This window comes from Tistlia consotensis USBA 355 (assembly GCF_900177295.1).
GTDB lineage: Bacteria > Pseudomonadota > Alphaproteobacteria > Kiloniellales > DSM-21159 > Tistlia > Tistlia consotensis.
The window spans coordinates 91,188-106,679 of record NZ_FWZX01000015.1 but is presented as its reverse complement, the minus strand read 5'-3'; the positions used below and the strand labels follow the sequence as shown (position 1 = coordinate 106,679).

Below are 15,492 nucleotides of genomic sequence, written 5' to 3'. Positions count from 1 at the left end.
GGTCAGCCCTCTACGGTCGTCCCGAGGAAGACGAAGCGCCGCTGCCATTCGACCTCGATGCGCAGGCGCTGCCCGGCCTCGACCCGCGGCCGGCCCTCGACCGGCTGGACCGCCTGGTGCCAGCTGGTCCAGGGCCCGCTCGGATCGGCCGAGTAGACGATGCCCTCGGCGACCTCGATCTCGATCCACAGCACCAGCGCGTCGAGCCGTCCCGGGGCCTCGACCCGCGCCTCGAGGCTCGCGCGGCCGTCGAGCGGAAGCGGCCGGGTCAGGTCGATCTCCAGGACCTCGAAGGCCGGGCCCAGCGGGCGGTTGCCGAGCCCCGTCGTGTCGAAGCGCATCAGCGGCGCCATGGCCATGCGCCCGAAGGGCGAGAGGTCGAAGCCCTCGATCTCGCCGACCGAGAGGAAGCGCTCCATCCGCTCGCTCTCGACCGGACGTCCGAGCAGCCGCGCCCGCGCCGGCAGCACGCGCGCGCCCGGCGCCAGCAGGCGCTGCTGCGCGTCGGCGACCGTGCCGAGCACGTCCTCGCCGAGCAGGTTGGCATCCAGCACCTCGGAGATCAGCACGTCGGCCGGGCGCGGCAGCTGCTCGCCCACCGTGGCGGCCCGGGAGGAGACCGGCAGCACCTCGACGCGGTCGGCCAGGCCGTTGCGCGCAATGACCTCGCGGGCCAGGGCCGCGAGCTGCGGCACCAGCTCCAGGGTGACGACGCGCTCCGCGCCGGCGCGCGCCGCCATCATCGCCAGCAGGCCCGAGCCGGTGCCGATCTCGAGCACCAGGTCGCCCGGCCGGACCGTGCGCTCGATCGCCTCCCGGAACGCCCGGTTGCGGCGCGCGTCGTTCATCATCGGGAAGTGCCAGGCCATGCGGTGCAGCCCGGCCACCTCGGCGACGGCCCGCTCGATCTGCGGATCGTCGGGGGCCGCGGCGCTGGCCCGCGCCAGGGCCCGCAGCGCCGCCGCGTAGTCGCCGCGCTGCGCCTCGACGCGGCCGAGCGCCTTCAGCAGCGGGACATGGCCCGGACGCAGGTCCAGGGCGCGGTGGAACAGCTCCCTCGCCTCCGCCAGCCGGCCCTGCATCAGGCGCACCGAGCCGAGGTTGCCGATGGCGTCGGCGAAGCCGGGCTCCGCCTCGATGGCGCGTTCGAAGCTGGCCGCGGCGGCATCGTAGCGCTGCTGGCCGAAGTCGACCGAGCCGAGGTCGTTCATGATCCGCGCGCCGCCGCCGGCCGCCGCCGCCTCGTCGAGCAGCAGCCGCGCCGAGGCCGCGTCGCCCTCATGCGCCGCGAGCAGGCCGAGCAGATGCTTGGCGCCGGCGTTGTCGGGCTCGGCGGCGAGCACCTTGAGGCCGACGAGCCGCGCCTCGCCGAGCCGGCCCTCGGCCAGCCGGGCCCAGCCGTCGCTCAGGCTCGCCGCCGCTTCGCTGGCGCCAGTCTCGCTCCCCCCGGTCTCGCTCATGCCTCGCTCAGCAGCTTCCGGGCGACGATCACGCGCATGATCTCGTTGGTGCCCTCCAGGATCTGGTGGACCCTGAGGTCGCGCAGGTAGCGCTCGATCGGATAGTCGCGCACGTAGCCGTAGCCGCCGTGCAGCTGCAGCGCCTCGTTGACGATGCGGAAGCCGGCGTCGGTCGCGAAGCGCTTGGCCATCGCGCAGTGCTGCGTCGCGTCGGGCGCCCTGGCGTCGAGCCTGGCGGCCGCCCGCTGGATCATCAGGCGCGCGGCCTCCAGCTCGGTCGCCATGTCGGCCAGCTTGAACTGGGTCGCCTGGAAGTCGGCGAGCGCCTGGCCGAACTGCTTGCGCTCCTTGACGTAGCCGAGCGCCAGCTCGAGGCAGGCGCGGGCGCCGCCGAGCGAGCAGGCGCCGATGTTCAGCCGGCCGCCGTCGAGGCCCATCATGGCGATCCTGAAGCCCTCGCCCTCGGCGCCCAGGCGGTTCCCGACCGGCACCTCGGCGTCCTCGAAGATCACCATGGCGGTCGGCTGGCTGTTCCAGCCGAGCTTGACCTCCTTCTTGCCGAACGACAGGCCGGGCGTGTCCTTCGGCACGACCAGGGTCGAGATGCCCTTCGGTCCGGCCGCCCCGGTCCGGCACATCACGACGTAGACGTCGCTGGCGCCGCCGCCCGAGATGAAGGCCTTCTGGCCGTTCAGGACATAGTGCTCGCCACGCCGCTCGGCGGTGGTCCGCAGGTTCGCCGCGTCGGAGCCGTGGCCCGGCTCGGTCAGGCAGTAGGAGGCGAAGTGCTCCATGGTCATCAGCTTCGGCAGGAAGCGCCGGCGCAGCGCATCGTCGCCGAAGCGGTCGATCATCCAGGCCGCCATGTTGTGGATCGACAGATAGGCGGCGGTCGAGGGACAGGCGGCGGCCAGCTCCTCGAAGATCAGCGTGGCGTCGAGCCGCGACAGGCCCGAGCCGCCGACGTCGTCGCCGACGTAGATGCCGGCGAAGCCGAGCGCGGCGGCCCTGCGCAGCGTCTCGACCGGGAAGACGCAGCCGGCGTCCCATTCGGCCGCGTGCGGCGCCATCTCGTCGCGCGCAAAGGCCCGCGCGACGTCACGGAACGCCTCCTGTTCCTCGGTCGGCTCGAAATCCATGCGCGCCCTCCTCCCTGTGGCCTGCCGGCCTGTTCTTGATCGGCGCAAAGATATCCGGCCGGGGTCCCGGTGATCCAGAGCATCGCGCAGGTATTGCTTGCTTCGATGAACCGTCCCGTCTCCCGGGACCGCGGTCAAGTCCGCCGGCGAAGAACCACCTATGCGCGAAACTTGTCATTCTTTGCATTTAGGATAGATAACTAGAGGGGATCCGGGTTCGCGATCTCTCCGCCGCGGCGGAAAGCGACGAACGGGGGCGTCGTGGGGCATACATCGCTTGCGCCGGGCCGGGCCTCTTGGGTGGCCCGCTGCCGGCAGGACGAACAGGTCTGGTGGGTCGACGACCTGGGCACCTTCCGGGCGGTCGACCGCAACAGCGACGATCTCTGGCGCAGCCAGCCGATCGGCGACGACGAGCGCTCGCACCGCCTCGCCTTCCGCCTGATGCGGCTGGTCAAGGTCATGGAGGGCGGCCGGCACCTGACCGTGCAGTGGGACGCCTGCTGGGTCGACGAGACCGCCCTGCAGGCCGCTGTCGCCTATGTCCACCGGCGCCACCGCGAGGTCCGCGCCGTGCACCTGCGCTACTGCGTCGGCGCCTGGATCGACGAGTGCTTCTTCAGCGGCTCGATGGCGGCGACGCGCATGGAGCAGATCCTCGGCCTGCGCGGCGCCACCCCCTTCCTCGGCACGACCGTCCTGGAGCGCCCGCTGGAGCGCCTCGCCTGCGCCAGCCGGCCGCTGCGCCACGGCTTCGACGCCTGGCGGCGGCTCTGCTGGCGCGGCCGCCTGCCGGCGGCCGAGCAGCTGATCGACGCCCTGGGTCCCGACCTGCGCTTCGCCGAGAGCCCGGAGCTGGCGCCGCTGGTCTTCTGGTACACCGACCAGGGCCTGCCGAGCTGGCAGGTCACCACCGAGGACCTGTGGGACGCCTTCCTGGCCGACCTGCCGAGCCATCTCGGCCGCACGCTCTCGGCGCCGCTGCGGCGCCAGCTGCTGCAGCAGCTGACGCCGCGCTTCGACCACCTGAGGCTGCCCTTCACCTGGCCGGAGGAGGAGGCCTACTGGTTCCGCTTCGAGCGGCTGATCCTGCCGGTGCGCCGGGCCGACGGCCGCGCCGACCTGATGACGCTCTGCGTGCCGAGCGACGAGATCGACATCCCGATGATGCAGGGCCTGCCGGCCAAGCCGCGCAGCCGGCGGCGAAATCCGCTTGACAGCTGGTAGCCTCGGCAGCAGTCTTTTGGCCCAGCGCCGATTTGAGCTACAGCTTGCGGGCGCTTAACAAATGCGGCTAAAGCGTTGGGCAGACAGACCGCCCGGCGCCCGCCGCGGCGGTCGTTTTCGTTTCCGGGGTCTGCGCTCCGGCGGCGCGGGACGGCGAGACGAGGCCTGGCCGGCCCAACCGGCTCCCGGTGATTTGAGGGGCAGCTTGCTCCGGGTCAACAAAAGCTAAAGAGCCAGGTCACCTGGGCCCCTCGCCACCGCCGCCGGCTCCGCCGGCATCGTTGATGCGATCCAAGGGAGGGCCCGATCATGGCCAACGTTTCCTCGAAGAACCCCGAGACCCAGGTGCTGCACGCCGGCTATCGCGCCGATCCGGCGACCGGCGCCGTCGCGGTGCCGATCTACCAGACCACCTCGTACCAGTTCCGCGACACCCAGCACGCCGGCGATCTCTTCGCCCTCAAGGAGCTGGGCAACATCTACACCCGCATCATGAACCCGACCTGCGACGTGCTGGAGCAGCGCCTCGCGGCGCTGGAGGGCGGCGTCGCCGGCCTCGCCGTCGCCTCGGGCCAGGCCGCCTCGGCCCTCGCGATTCAGAACATCGCCCGGGCCGGCGACAACGTGGTCAGCTCGACCGACCTCTACGGCGGCACCTGGAACCTCTTCGCCAACACCCTGTCGAACCAGGGCATCGAGGTGCGCTTCGTCGACCCGGCCGATCCGGAGAACTTCCGCCGGGCGACCGACGACAAGACCCGCGCCTACTACGGCGAGACCCTGCCGAACCCGAAGCTGACCGTCTTCCCGATCGCCGAGGTCGCGGCCATCGGCAAGGCGCTCGGCGTGCCGCTGATCCTCGACAACACCGCGGCGCCGGTGCTCTGCCGGCCGCTCGAGCACGGCGCCAACATCGTCGTCTACTCGACGACCAAGTACATCGGCGGCCACGGCACCTCGATCGGCGGCCTGATCGTCGACGGCGGCAACTTCGACTGGGAGGCCCACGCCGAGCGCTTCCCGCTGCTCAACCAGCCGGACCCGAGCTACCACGGCGCGGTCTGGACCCAGGCGGTCAAGCCGCTGGGGCCGATCGCCTACACGGTCAAGGCGCGCACCACCCTGCTGCGCGACCTCGGCGCGGCGCTCAGCCCCTTCAACGCCTTCCAGATCATCCAGGGCCTGGAGACCCTGCCGCTGCGCATCCGGGCGCACTCGGCCAATGCGCTGGCGGTCGCCGAGTACCTGCGCGACCGGCCGGAGGTCGCGACGGTCATCTACCCGAGCTTCCATGCCGGGGCCGAGCAGCGTCGGCGCGCCGAGACCTACCTGCGCGGCGGCCTGGGCGGCCTGGTCGGCTTCGAGCTGAAGGACGGCGCCGACGCCGGCCGGCGCTTCATCGACGGGCTCGAGCTGTTCTATCACGTCGCCAACATCGGCGACACGCGCAGCCTGGCGATCCACCCGGCGACCACCACGCACTCCCAGCTGCAGCCCGAGGAGCAGATCGCCTCGGGCGTCTCGCCCGGCTACGTGCGCCTGTCGGTCGGCATCGAGCACATCGACGACATCCTGGCCGACCTCGACCGCGGCCTCGCCGCGTCGGCGCGGCTGCCGCGCGCGGCGGAGTAGGAGGCGCTGGAGCGTTCGGCCCCCTCACCCCGCCCCTCTCCCCTCAGGGGAGAGGGAGGGACCCGCGCGACAGCGCGGGAGGGTGAGGGGGACGCCTGCTCCGACCTTCCCTACATCTGCCGCCAGGTCAGGATGCCCTGCTCGGCGAGCGGGGCGTAGGCGGTCGCCTGGGTCAGGAAATCGCCGTAGGATTCGGCGACCTTCAGGGTCAGGCGGTCGTGGGTCGCCAGCTCCTTCAGGACCTGGTCGCTGACCTCCTTCAGGCGCTTGACCACCGGGTCCGGGAAGGTCAGCACCTGGACGCCGTGCTCGTCGGTCAGCACCTTGAGGCTGACGACGTTGTGGTAGGTGAAGTCGCCCAGGGTCTCGATCGCCGTGGCGTCGGCGGCGACCGCGATCATCGCCTTGAGGTCGTCGGGCAGCCCGGCCAGCACCTTCTTGTTGACGATCACCTCGAGCCCCGGCCCCGGCTCGTGGAAGCCGGGCATGTAGTAGTACTTGGCGAAGCGGTAGAGGCCGAACGCCAGGTCGTTCCAGGGCCCGACCCAGTCGGCGCCGTCGACCGTGCCGGCGGCCAGCGCCTGGGTGATCTCGCCCGGCGGCATCATCACTGTCGCCGCGCCGAGCCGGCGCATGACCTCGCCGCCCAGGCCGGCGATGCGGAACTTCAGGCCCTTGAAGTCCTCGACCGTCTCGATCTTGCGGTTGAACCAGCCGCCGGCCTGGGTGCCGCTGGAGCCGGCGTAGTAGGGCTTGATGCCGAAGCCGTCGTAGACCTCGTCCCACAGCGCCTGGCCGCCGCCGAAGCGCAGCCAGGCGTAGGCCTCGACGGCGGTCATGCCGAAGGGCACGCCGGTGAACCAGTTCAGCGCCGGCGACTTGCCGACCCAGTAGTAGGGCGTCGCGTGCGCCATGTCGGCGGTGCCCGAGGCGACCGCGTCGAAGGCCTCGAAGGGCGGCACCAGCTCGCCGGCAGCGAAGACCTTGACGTCGAGGCGGCCGCCGGACAGCACGCGCAGCTTCTCGGCGAAGCGCTCGGCGTTGACGCCGACGCCCGGCGCGTTCTTCGGCCAGGCCGTCACCATCTTGAGCTCGAAGCGCTGCTGGGCGAGCGCCGGCCTGGCGAGGCCGGCGGCGGCTCCGCCGGCCAGCCCCACCCCCGCGGCCCTCAGGAATCGGCGACGGTCGGAACGCGGCATCCAAGTCTCTCCCTCACGGAAATTCACAGCCTCGCAGTGTCCTCCAGCGCGTCGCGCGACGCCAGCCTGCCGAGCCGGTCCGATCACGGCCTCAGCCATGCGCGGACGGCGGCCGGACGCCGTCAGGCGTGCAGCTCGGGATGCGCCTCGCCGGCGTCCTGCCCGCCGCCGTCGAGGTTCTCGCGCGGGATCTCGAAGCGCCACTCGATGCCGTCGCCGTGCAGCCGCCGCTCGACCTCGGCGCCGAGCGACTGCCCGACCATGCGCTCGATGACCATCGTGCCGAAGCCGCTGCGCCCGCTCTCGGCGACCGCCTGCACGGTGCGCTCGCGCCACTGCAGGCTGAGCCGCTGCCCGGTGTCGTGCCAGCTCACGTCGAGGCTGCCGGCGGTGCCGGCGAAGGCCCCGTACTTGGCCGCGTTGGTCGCCAGCTCGTGGATCGCCATGCCCAGCATCTGGGCGCTGTGGATCGACAGGCGGCAGTGCGGGCCGCGCAGCGAGACGCGGCTCTGCTCGGTCGGCCGGAACGGCTCCAGCTGGGTCTCGACCAGGGCGAGCAGCTCGACGCCCGACGCGTTCTCCTTGACCATCAGGTCGGTCGAGCGCGCCAGGCCCTGCAGCCGGCGCTGGAAGGCGACCTCGAAGTCCCGTAGCGAGTCGGCGCCCTTGGCGGTCTGCTTGGCGATCGCGGCGATCACCGCCAGCTGGTTCTTCGAGCGGTGCGCGACCTCGCGCATCAGGAAGCGGATCTCGTTCTCGGCCGCCTTGCGGCTGCGCGAGGCCTCCGACAAGGCCGCGGAGACCGTCGCGACCTCGCTGATCGGCGGGTCGAAGGGCTCGACGTCCTCGCCGCGGCCGAGCCGCTCCGCGTCGCGCGCCAGGCGCCCGACCGGGCGGCCGATCCGGCGCGACAGCCAGACCACCGCGAGCAGCGCCGCAGCGGCGATCAGCAGGCCGCCGACGACCAGCAGCTCGAAGGCGCGGCGGAACGGCTCGCGCAGCACCGCCTTCGGCGCCCAGGCGACGACGCGCCAGTCGGAGTTCAGCGACGGCTGCACGACCGCCAGGTAGTCGACGCCGCCCTCGGTCTCGCGGACCAGGCCCTGGGCGCCGTTCGCCCCGGTCTGCAGGAAGAAGCGCCGGCCGGTCTCGGTCTCGGGATCCGAGGAGGCGATCACCGCGCCCTGGGTGTCGAGCAGCACGACCTTCCAGCCCGGCGGGAACTGCTGGCTGCGCAGCGTGTCCGACAGCTTCTCGGCGTTGCGCGTCAGGATCAGCACGCGCTTCGAGCCATCGCCCTCGACGACCGGCAGGACGACGTTGAAGACCCACTTGCCCGAGGTCTTTCCCAAGAAGGCGTCGGAGACGACCGGCGCGTCGCGCTCGACGGCGAGGCGCGCGGACGCCGGATCGGAGGTCGGGCCGAGGTCCGTGCCGAAGGCGACGCGGGTGTTGAGGATCTGGCGCAGCCGATCGTCGAGCAGGATCATGAAGGTGCCGGTGCCCTCCAGCGCGGCCTGGGCCCGGCTGTGGAAGGTCTCGTAGTCGCCCTGCTGCAGCGACGGCAGGGTCGCCAGGATGCGCAGCGTCGTCAGCATCGACGAGAGCTCGCGATCGACCGACTGGGCGAGCGAGCCGGCGGTGCCGTAGACCAGGGTCTGGACGACCTCCCGCTGGGCCTCGTTGTTGCGCTGCAGGACCAGCGCCGAGTAGAGGAAGGCCGGCGCCAGGGTCACCAGGGCGAGCAGCGCGAGATAGAGCCCGATCGGCCGGGGCCGGTGCCAGAAGGAGCGCTCGCGCCGGGGCGCCGGGGCTGCCGCCGCAGCCGCGCCGATAGCGGTCGCCGATGTCCGACCTTCAACCATGACCAGCAGGCCCTGTCATCGCCACGGCGCGATGCCTAGACCATCGAGCCTAGCCGAGCCATTACATGGATCAAAGCCGCAAGGCCATGGCAGCCCCGCGTCGTCTTGAAGCTTCGCCAACTTGTCCCCTTCCCGGCCGCGCTCTAGGATCGCGGCCCATCACCCCGTCACCAGCAGCACGAGCCCGAGATGGTCGAGACCCGGGGGCCCTTCCCCCAGACCCGCATGCGGCGCAATCGCAGCGACGACTGGACCCGGCGCCTGGTCGCCGAGCACAGGTTGAGCGCCGACGACCTGATCTGGCCGGTCTTCCTGCGCGAGGATGACGACAGCGAGGCAGAGATCGCCTCGATGCCGGGCCAGCGCCGCCTGACCGTCTCGGAAGCGGTCGACGCGGTCGGCCGGGCCGCCGAGCTGGGCATCCCGGCGATCGGCCTGTTCCCCAAGGTGCGCGAGCGGCTGAAGACGCCGGCCTGCGAGGAGGCGGTCAATCCCGACAACCTGATCTGCCGCGGCCTGCGGGCGCTCAAGACGGCGGTGCCGCAGGTCGGGCTGGTCGGCGACGTCGCGCTCGATCCCTTCAATCCGCTCGGCCACGACGGCCTGCTCGACGGCGAGCGGGTGCTCAACGACGAGACGGTCGAGATCCTGTGCCGCCAGGCCCTGGTCCAGGCCCAGGCCGGCTGCGACGTCATCGCGCCCTCGGACATGATGGACGGGCGCATCGCCGCAATCCGCCGGGCGCTCGATCAGGCCGGCCTGCAGGACACGCGGATCTGCTCCTACGCCGCCAAGTACGCCAGCGCCTTCTACGGCCCGTTCCGCGACGCCATCGGCTCGTCGGGCGCGCTCAAGGGCGACAAGAAGACCTACCAGATGGACCCGGCGAACAGCGACGAGGCGCTGCACGAGGTGGCGCTCGACCTCGCCGAGGGCGCCGACATGGTGATGGTCAAGCCGGGCCTGCCCTACCTCGACATCATCCGCCGGGTGAAGGAGCGCTTCGCCGTGCCGACCTTCGCCTACCAGGTCTCCGGCGAGTACGCGATGATCAAGGCGGCGGCCCTCAACGGCTGGCTCGACGGCGAGCGCGCGATGATGGAATCGCTGGTCGCCTTCAAGCGCGCCGGCGCCGATGCGGTGCTGACCTACTTCGCGGTCGAGGCGGCGAAGCGGCTGCGCGCCGGCTGACCGCCGCCCGGAACCGGTGGTATCCTGCGCCGCCGGAAGCGGCCGGACGAGCCGACGGAGCGACAACCAGCAGGCGGAGGAACCAAGCCATGACCTTGCGACTGAGCGACACGGCCCCCGACTTCACCCAGGACTCGACCGACGGCCCGATCAGCCTGCACCAGTACCTGGGTGACAGCTGGGGCGTCCTGTTCAGCCACCCGAAGGACTTCACCCCGGTCTGCACCACCGAGCTGGGCGCCGTGGCGCGGCTGAAGCCGGAGTTCGACAAGCGCAACGTCAAGGTGCTCGGCCTCTCGGTCGACCCTCTGGCCGACCACAAGGCCTGGGTCGGCGACATCGCCGAGACCCAGGGCACGGCCCTGAACTTCCCGCTGCTCGCCGATCCCGACCGCAAGGTCTCGGGTCTCTACGACATGATCCACCCGAACGCCAACGACACCCTGACGGTGCGCTCGGTCTTCATCATCGACCCGAACAAGAAGATCCGCCTGATCATCACCTACCCGGCCTCGACCGGACGCTCCTTCGAGGAGATCCTGCGCGTCATCGACTCGCTGCAGCTGACCGACAAGCACAAGGTCGCGACACCGGTCGAATGGAAGCTGGGTGCCGACTGCATCATCGTGCCGTCGCTGTCGACCGAGGAGGCCAGGAAGCTGTTCCCCGGCGGCTGGGACGAGAAGAAGCCCTACCTGCGCATGGTCAAGCAGCCGGGCGCCTGAGCCGCCCCTCGAGGCCGGCGCGCTCCAGGAAGAAGGCCTCGATCATCCGGTCGTGCCAGGGCTCCGGGCGGTCGGCGGCGTGGAAGCCGACGTGGCCGCCCGAGGCCGGCAGCAGCGGCGTCAGGGCCGGGTTGCCGGCCCAGTCGACGGCGCGGTAGGCCTCGATCGGGATCCAGGGGTCGTCCGCGGCGTGGATCGCCAGGGTCGGCACCCGGATCTCCGGCAGCAGCGGTCCGGCACTGCAGGCCCGGTAGTAGGCCTCGGCGTCGGCGAAGCCGCTGCGCGGCGCGGTCCAGAGCTCGTCGAAGGCCCGCACCGTGCCGGCCGCCAGCGCCCGACGGCGCACGGCGGCCGGGGCCTCCTGGGCCGAGGCCTGCAGCTCGCGGCGCATGTGGTGCAGGATGTAGCGCTGGTAGGCCGCGTTGCGCGGCAGCATCAGACAGGCCTGGGCAGCGGCCAGGTCGAGTGGCGCCGAGACCGCGGCGGCGGCCAGGACGGCGACCGGAAAGTCGTTCTCGGCCAGGAACTTCAGCAGCATGTTGCCGCCCAGGGAGAAGCCGACCGGCAGCACGCCCCGGGCGACCAGCTCGGGCCGCTGCCAGCGCAGCACGGCGAAGAGCGCCCTCAGGTCCTCGCTGCGCCCGGCGTGGTAGGCGCCGAGCCGGCACAGCGGCCCGGCCGGCCCGGCGCCGCGCAGGTTGACCCGCAGCACCGGCCAGCCGCGCACCAGGAACCAGCGCGCCGTAGCCTTGACGTAGGTCGAGTCCTCGCAGCCGGTCAGGCCGTGGATCACGACCACCGTCGGCCGCCCCGCGCCCTCGCCCTGGTGCAGCAGGACCGGCAGGCGGTCGCCGTCGGGCAGACGCACGAAGATCCGCTCGGCCGGCCAGGGCGAGAGGTCCGGCCGGATACCGGCCAGCAGGTTGCGCAGGGTCTGCAGGTCGCCGCCCCACCAGGGCGCGCGCGGCACGAAGGCGGCTGCGTCGTCGGCTCCGGTCATCCCTTGCAAATAGGCCGGCGGCGCCGAAGTACCAGTCCACGGCCCCTTGCAGCCGGAGGGCCACGCCCATCATATTCGGATAATCGAATATTTATCGGGAGACCGGAGCATGAGCTACTACCTGGCCAAGACGCTGGACGACGCGAGCTTCGACGAGGTCGTCGAGCGCGTCACCGGGGCCCTCAAGGAGGAGGGCTTCGGCGTGCTCACCGACATCGACGTCCAGCGGACGCTGAAGGACAAGCTCGGCCTCGAATTCCGCAAGTACCGCATTCTCGGCGCCTGCAACCCGCCGCTCGCGCACCAGGCGCTCGAGGCCGAGGACAAGATCGGCACGATGCTGCCGTGCAACGTGGTCGTTCAGGAGATGCTGGGCGGCCACGTCGAGGTCGCGGCGGTCGACCCGGCCGCCTCGATGCAGGCCGTCAAGAACCCGGCGCTGGAGGCGCTCGCCGAGACGGTGCGCGGCAAGCTGGAGAAGGTCATGCACCGCCTCTGAGCCACTCGACGACCGGGGCGGTCTGCGAGGGCTCCAGCAGCGGCGGCGCGTGGCCGCAGCCCGGCAGCTCCAGGACCTCCGCGCGCGGGCCGCGGCGCGCCATCTCGGCGGCCGTCTCGGGCAGCAGCACGTCCGATTCGGCGCCGCGCAGCACCAGCACCGGCAGGTCCAGCAGGTCCCACTGCGCCCAGAGGTCGATGTCCTTCAGGGCCCCTGCCTCGAAGGCAGCGGCGATCCTGGGGTCGTAGTTGCGGCCCCAGCCGCCCTCCGGCCTGGCGCGGACCGAGATCTCCGTGAAGTGCCGCCACTGCGCGTCGCCGCGGATGCCGAAAGGCGCGTAGGCCTGGCGCAGGAAGGTCTCCGCGGCCTCGAGGTCGGGCCAGGTCGGGTCCTGGCCGACCGAGGCCGCGATGCGCTCGAGCGCGGCCTTCGGCACGAAGGGCCCGATGTCGTTGAGCACCAGCCGCCGGATCGGATGGCCCGGCAGGCAGGCCGTCACCATGGCGATCAGGCCGCCCATCGAGGTGCCGATCCAGTCGAGCTGCTCGACGCCGAGCCGGGCGACCAGGGCGACGAGGTCGCTGCGGTACTGCAGCGGGTTGTAGTCGAGCGGATCGCGCAGCCGGCCGCTCTCGCCGCGGCCCACGACGTCCGGGCAGACGACCCGCCAGCCGGCCTCGACCAGGGCCGCCGCCAGGTCGTCGAAGTCGCGTCCGTTGCGCGACAGGCCGTGGACGCAGAGCGCCGTGCGCGGCGCGTCCGGCGCGCCCCACTCCCAGTAGGCCATGTCGTGGAAGCCGTCCTTGGCGAGGCACGACAGGCGGCGCAGCACCGGCGTCAGCGCGGGCGCGGTCACGCCGCGCTCTCCCTGGTCGTCTCGGCGAAGGCGGGCGAAGGATCCTGGACGGTCACGAAGGTCTCCGGGAAGAAGCCGTTGAAGTGGGTGGCGAGCGCGTTCGAGTAGGCGCCGACCTGGTCGATCTCGATCCAGTCGCCCTCGCGGACGTCGGCCGGCAGCTCGAAGGTGCCGGGCACGACGTCCAGGGAATCGCAGGTCGGTCCGTTCAGCACGAAATCCTGGGTCGCCTCGGCCGGCGCCGGATCGCCCAGGCGGATCAGCCGCGCCGGCAGGCGGATGCCGGCGTCGACCGTCTCCGACAGCGAGCCGTAGATGCCGTCGTTGATATAGAGCTGGCGGTCCTTGCGCAGCTGGACCTGGACCAGCAGCGAGCAGCCGGCGGCGACCAGCGCCCGCCCCGGCTCGCACAGCACCTCGACGGTCGGGCCGACGCGGTTGGCCTTGAGGCCGTCGCGGATCGCCTGGAAGAAGTCGGCGAGCGGCGGCGAGTCCATCTCGACGTAGCGGGCCGGAAAGCCGCCGCCGACGTCGATCGCGACCGGCTCGACGCCGGCCTCGGAGAGGATCCGGCCGCAGAGGTCGAGGGCGACGCGGTAGGCCTCGGGCTTCAGGCACTGCGAGCCGACGTGGAAGGCGATGCCGGTCGGGCAGCCGGCCGCGACCGCGCGCCGCAGCAGCGCGACCGCCTGCGCCGGCGCGGCGCCGAACTTCTTGGAGAGGTGATAGAGCGTGCCCTCGGAGGGCGGCGTGTTGATCCGCACCATGATCGTGACGTCGCGGCCGCCGGTCTCCTCCAGCACCTTCTCCAGCTCGGCCTCGTGGTCGACGACGAAATGGCGCACGCCGTAGACCCGGTAGGCGTTCTTGATCACCGCCCGGCTCTTGACCGGATGCATGAAGTAGCTGAGCGCGTCGGGATAGGTCTCGGCGATCTGCGCGATCTCGGGCAGCGAGGCGGTGTCGAAATGGCGGATGCCGGCCTTGTAGAGCGCGTCGACGACCAGCGGGTGCGGGTTGCACTTGACGGCGTAGAGCACCGCGCCGGGGAACTGGGTCAGGAAGCGCTTGGCCTGGCGCGCCAGGACGTGCGGCCTGAGGCAGTAGACCGGATAGCTCGGGCGCAGCGCCGCCGCGACGGCCCGGGCGTCGGCGAACTGGCGCGGCGCCGCCACGGGGTCAGGCTTGGCCGGGCCGGCGTCTCACCGGCCGGTCCCGAGACCGAGGCGGCGCAGCGTCGAGCCGCCGTCGCGCGACTTGCGCACCAGCGAGCGCAGCTCGGCGCTCATCGCCACCGAGCCCTTCGAGATGTAGGCCTCGTGGTTGCGCTCCAGCTCGTCCGGTACGTAGCGGTAGTTCACCATCATGCCCGCCGCCTGCTTGAGGCCCTTCGGCGAGACGTCGGCCAGCCAGTTGATCCGCTCCAGCCGCGCGCCGTTGCGCAGGTGGAAGCGGGCGACCGGGTCGATCGGCTGGCCGTCGTCGCGCTTCACGGTGAAGTACTTCGCCATGATGCGCAACAGCGGTTCCTCGAGCGCCCTGGCAATCACCGGGTCGCGCATCCAGTCGGCGCGGCCGAGCAGCGCCGAGAGCGACTCGGGCGTCGAATCGCTGCCGCCGAGCGCCCGGATGCCGCCGCGCTCCTCGACGCTCAGCAGGCCGTCCAGCGCCTCGGTCGACAGGCCGGCCAGCCAGCGCCGGAAGCCCGGCACCGGCGACAGCGTCGCGAAGCTCTTGATGTGCGGCATCGCGGCCTCGAGCTGCGCCACGACCATCTTGATCAGGTACTCGCCGAAGGAGATGCCCTTCAGGCCCTTCTGGGTGTTCGAGATCGAGTAGAAGATCGCCGTGTCGGCGCTGCCCGGGTCGTCCTGCGGCGCCTCCTCGTCGAGCAGCGCCTGGATGCTGCCGGCCAACCCCCGGACCAGCGCCACCTCGACGAAGGCCAGCGGCTCGTTGGGCATGCGCGGATGGAACAGGGCGTAGCAGCGGCGGTCCGAATCGAGCCGGTTGCGCAGGTCGTCGAAGTCGCGGATCTCGTGCACCGCCTCGTAGGCGATCAGCTTCTCCAGCAGCGCCGCGCTGGAGTTCCAGTCGATCGGCTCGAGGTCCAGGAAGCCGGTGTCGAACCAGCTCGACAGCAGCTCGTAGAGGTCGTCGTCGAGCGCCTTCAGGGCCGGGTCGTCGCCCAGCGTCGCCAGCAGGTCGGCGCGCAGGTCGGCCAGGAACTTGACGCCCTCGGGCAGGCCGTTGAACTGGGTCAGCAGCTTGACCCGCGGCGGCACCAGAGCGCGGCGCAGGCCCTGCTCGGCGCGGCGGCGCGCCGGCTCGTCGCCGGCCTCGGCCAGGCCCGCGACGGCGCGGTCGATGGCCCTGCGGTCGGCCGCGAAGTCCTCGGCCAGCAGGCGCAGGAAGAGATTGCGGCCGGCCGGATCGAGCCGCAGGTAGGTCTGGCCCAGCTCGGCCGCCCGGGCGCGCGCCGAGACCTCGCCGCCGCGCGCCTCCAGGCAGTCGCGCATCATGGTGCGCAGCGCCTCGGGGTCGGCGCCGGGCTCCTCCAGGGTCAGTCCGACCGACCGCGCCGCCGAGACGGCGACGTCGCGCCACGCGCCCGACAGATTGGTCAGCGCACGATCGAAGAAGGACTGCTGGACGGCTTCGGCCATGACCTCTCCTGCTTGGGCTTCGGGCACGCTCTG

Annotated in this window: 13 protein-coding genes; 5 read left to right on the top strand and 8 right to left on the bottom strand. The window is 71.8% G+C overall.

The genetic code is table 11. The annotated features are described in order from the left end of the window. Positions 1-2 precede the first annotated feature (2 nt). Both B9O00_RS17920 and B9O00_RS17915 read right to left on the bottom strand, forming a co-directional pair. Positions 3-1,460: a tetratricopeptide repeat protein gene (locus tag B9O00_RS17920; protein ID WP_085124073.1), complete on the bottom strand. Its 1,458-nt coding sequence runs from the start codon at positions 1,458-1,460 to the stop codon at positions 3-5. After that, complete coding sequence (locus B9O00_RS17915; protein WP_085124072.1) at positions 1,457-2,599, bottom strand: acyl-CoA dehydrogenase family protein; 1,143 nt, start codon at positions 2,597-2,599, stop codon at positions 1,457-1,459. Before B9O00_RS17915 ends, B9O00_RS17920 begins: the two co-directional genes overlap by 4 nt. A 300-nt stretch (positions 2,600-2,899) precedes the next feature. On the opposite strand from B9O00_RS17915, the gene B9O00_RS17910 reads away from it, so the two are divergent. Further along, a complete protein-coding gene (locus B9O00_RS17910) occupies positions 2,900-3,826 on the top strand; it encodes a hypothetical protein (protein ID WP_085124071.1) in 927 nt (308 codons plus the stop codon). Between the two features lie 309 nt (positions 3,827-4,135). After that, positions 4,136-5,458 carry an O-acetylhomoserine aminocarboxypropyltransferase/cysteine synthase family protein gene (locus B9O00_RS17905; RefSeq protein ID WP_085124070.1) on the top strand — a complete coding sequence of 441 codons (1,323 nt, stop codon included), beginning with the start codon at positions 4,136-4,138 and terminating at the stop codon, positions 5,456-5,458. A 110-nt stretch (positions 5,459-5,568) separates the two neighbouring features. On the opposite strand, the gene B9O00_RS17900 is transcribed toward B9O00_RS17905, so the two are convergent. Together B9O00_RS17900 and B9O00_RS17895 are read right to left on the bottom strand one after the other, a co-directional pair. Continuing rightward, positions 5,569-6,657, bottom strand: a complete 1,089-nt coding sequence (locus B9O00_RS17900; RefSeq protein ID WP_085124069.1) for a TRAP transporter substrate-binding protein — start codon at positions 6,655-6,657, stop codon at positions 5,569-5,571. 122 nt (positions 6,658-6,779) lie between these two features. Then, complete coding sequence (locus B9O00_RS17895; protein ID WP_085124068.1) at positions 6,780-8,522, bottom strand: sensor histidine kinase; 1,743 nt, start codon at positions 8,520-8,522, stop codon at positions 6,780-6,782. Positions 8,523-8,711: 189 nt separating this feature from the next. Here B9O00_RS17895 and hemB point away from each other — a divergent pair, with 189 nt between their 5' ends. Both hemB and B9O00_RS17885 read left to right on the top strand, forming a co-directional pair. Further along, a complete protein-coding gene (gene hemB, locus B9O00_RS17890; protein WP_085124067.1) occupies positions 8,712-9,713 on the top strand; it encodes a porphobilinogen synthase in 1,002 nt (333 codons plus the stop codon). 89 nt (positions 9,714-9,802) lie between these two features. Continuing rightward, a complete protein-coding gene (locus B9O00_RS17885; RefSeq protein WP_085124066.1) occupies positions 9,803-10,438 on the top strand; it encodes a peroxiredoxin in 636 nt (211 codons plus the stop codon). Here the strand turns inward: B9O00_RS17885 and B9O00_RS17880 are convergent. Next, positions 10,419-11,438, bottom strand: a complete 1,020-nt coding sequence (locus B9O00_RS17880) for a YheT family hydrolase (RefSeq protein WP_085124065.1) — start codon at positions 11,436-11,438, stop codon at positions 10,419-10,421. The genes B9O00_RS17885 and B9O00_RS17880 overlap by 20 nt on opposite strands. 109 nt (positions 11,439-11,547) lie before the next feature. On the opposite strand from B9O00_RS17880, the gene B9O00_RS17875 reads away from it, so the two are divergent. Continuing rightward, a complete protein-coding gene (locus B9O00_RS17875; RefSeq protein ID WP_085124064.1) occupies positions 11,548-11,937 on the top strand; it encodes a DUF302 domain-containing protein in 390 nt (129 codons plus the stop codon). On the opposite strand, the gene B9O00_RS17870 is transcribed toward B9O00_RS17875, so the two are convergent. Genes B9O00_RS17870 through B9O00_RS17860 form a run of 3 tightly spaced genes read right to left on the bottom strand, consistent with a single transcriptional unit; the run spans position 11,921 to position 15,459 of the window. Beyond that, the gene (locus B9O00_RS17870) at positions 11,921-12,793 is read right to left on the bottom strand and encodes an alpha/beta fold hydrolase (RefSeq protein ID WP_218822808.1); all 873 of its coding nucleotides are present in this window, start codon (positions 12,791-12,793) and stop codon (positions 11,921-11,923) included. The two genes, B9O00_RS17875 and B9O00_RS17870, sit on opposite strands and share 17 nt — an antisense overlap. Further along, positions 12,790-13,968, bottom strand: a complete 1,179-nt coding sequence (locus B9O00_RS17865) for a type III PLP-dependent enzyme (protein ID WP_218822807.1) — start codon at positions 13,966-13,968, stop codon at positions 12,790-12,792. The genes B9O00_RS17870 and B9O00_RS17865 overlap by 4 nt, the downstream gene beginning before the upstream one ends. Before the next feature lie 27 nt (positions 13,969-13,995). Next, positions 13,996-15,459, bottom strand: coding sequence for a malonyl-CoA decarboxylase (locus tag B9O00_RS17860; protein WP_085124063.1), 1,464 nt, complete (start codon positions 15,457-15,459; stop codon positions 13,996-13,998). Positions 15,460-15,492 lie beyond the last annotated feature (33 nt).

What these genes read in the sequence shown, in the direction of transcription:
- B9O00_RS17920 (WP_085124073.1), bottom strand. Translation starts at nt 1,460, where the DNA reads ATGAGCGAGACCGGGGGGAGCGAGACTGGCGCCAGCGAAGCGGCGGCG.
- B9O00_RS17915 (WP_085124072.1), bottom strand. Translation starts at nt 2,599, where the DNA reads ATGGATTTCGAGCCGACCGAGGAACAGGAGGCGTTCCGTGACGTCGCG.
- B9O00_RS17905 (WP_085124070.1), top strand. Translation starts at nt 4,136, where the DNA reads ATGGCCAACGTTTCCTCGAAGAACCCCGAGACCCAGGTGCTGCACGCC.
- B9O00_RS17900 (WP_085124069.1), bottom strand. Translation starts at nt 6,657, where the DNA reads ATGCCGCGTTCCGACCGTCGCCGATTCCTGAGGGCCGCGGGGGTGGGG.
- B9O00_RS17895 (WP_085124068.1), bottom strand. Translation starts at nt 8,522, where the DNA reads ATGGTTGAAGGTCGGACATCGGCGACCGCTATCGGCGCGGCTGCGGCG.
- hemB (WP_085124067.1), top strand. Translation starts at nt 8,712, where the DNA reads ATGGTCGAGACCCGGGGGCCCTTCCCCCAGACCCGCATGCGGCGCAAT.
- B9O00_RS17885 (WP_085124066.1), top strand. Translation starts at nt 9,803, where the DNA reads ATGACCTTGCGACTGAGCGACACGGCCCCCGACTTCACCCAGGACTCG.
- B9O00_RS17880 (WP_085124065.1), bottom strand. Translation starts at nt 11,438, where the DNA reads ATGACCGGAGCCGACGACGCAGCCGCCTTCGTGCCGCGCGCGCCCTGG.
- B9O00_RS17875 (WP_085124064.1), top strand. Translation starts at nt 11,548, where the DNA reads ATGAGCTACTACCTGGCCAAGACGCTGGACGACGCGAGCTTCGACGAG.
- B9O00_RS17860 (WP_085124063.1), bottom strand. Translation starts at nt 15,459, where the DNA reads ATGGCCGAAGCCGTCCAGCAGTCCTTCTTCGATCGTGCGCTGACCAAT.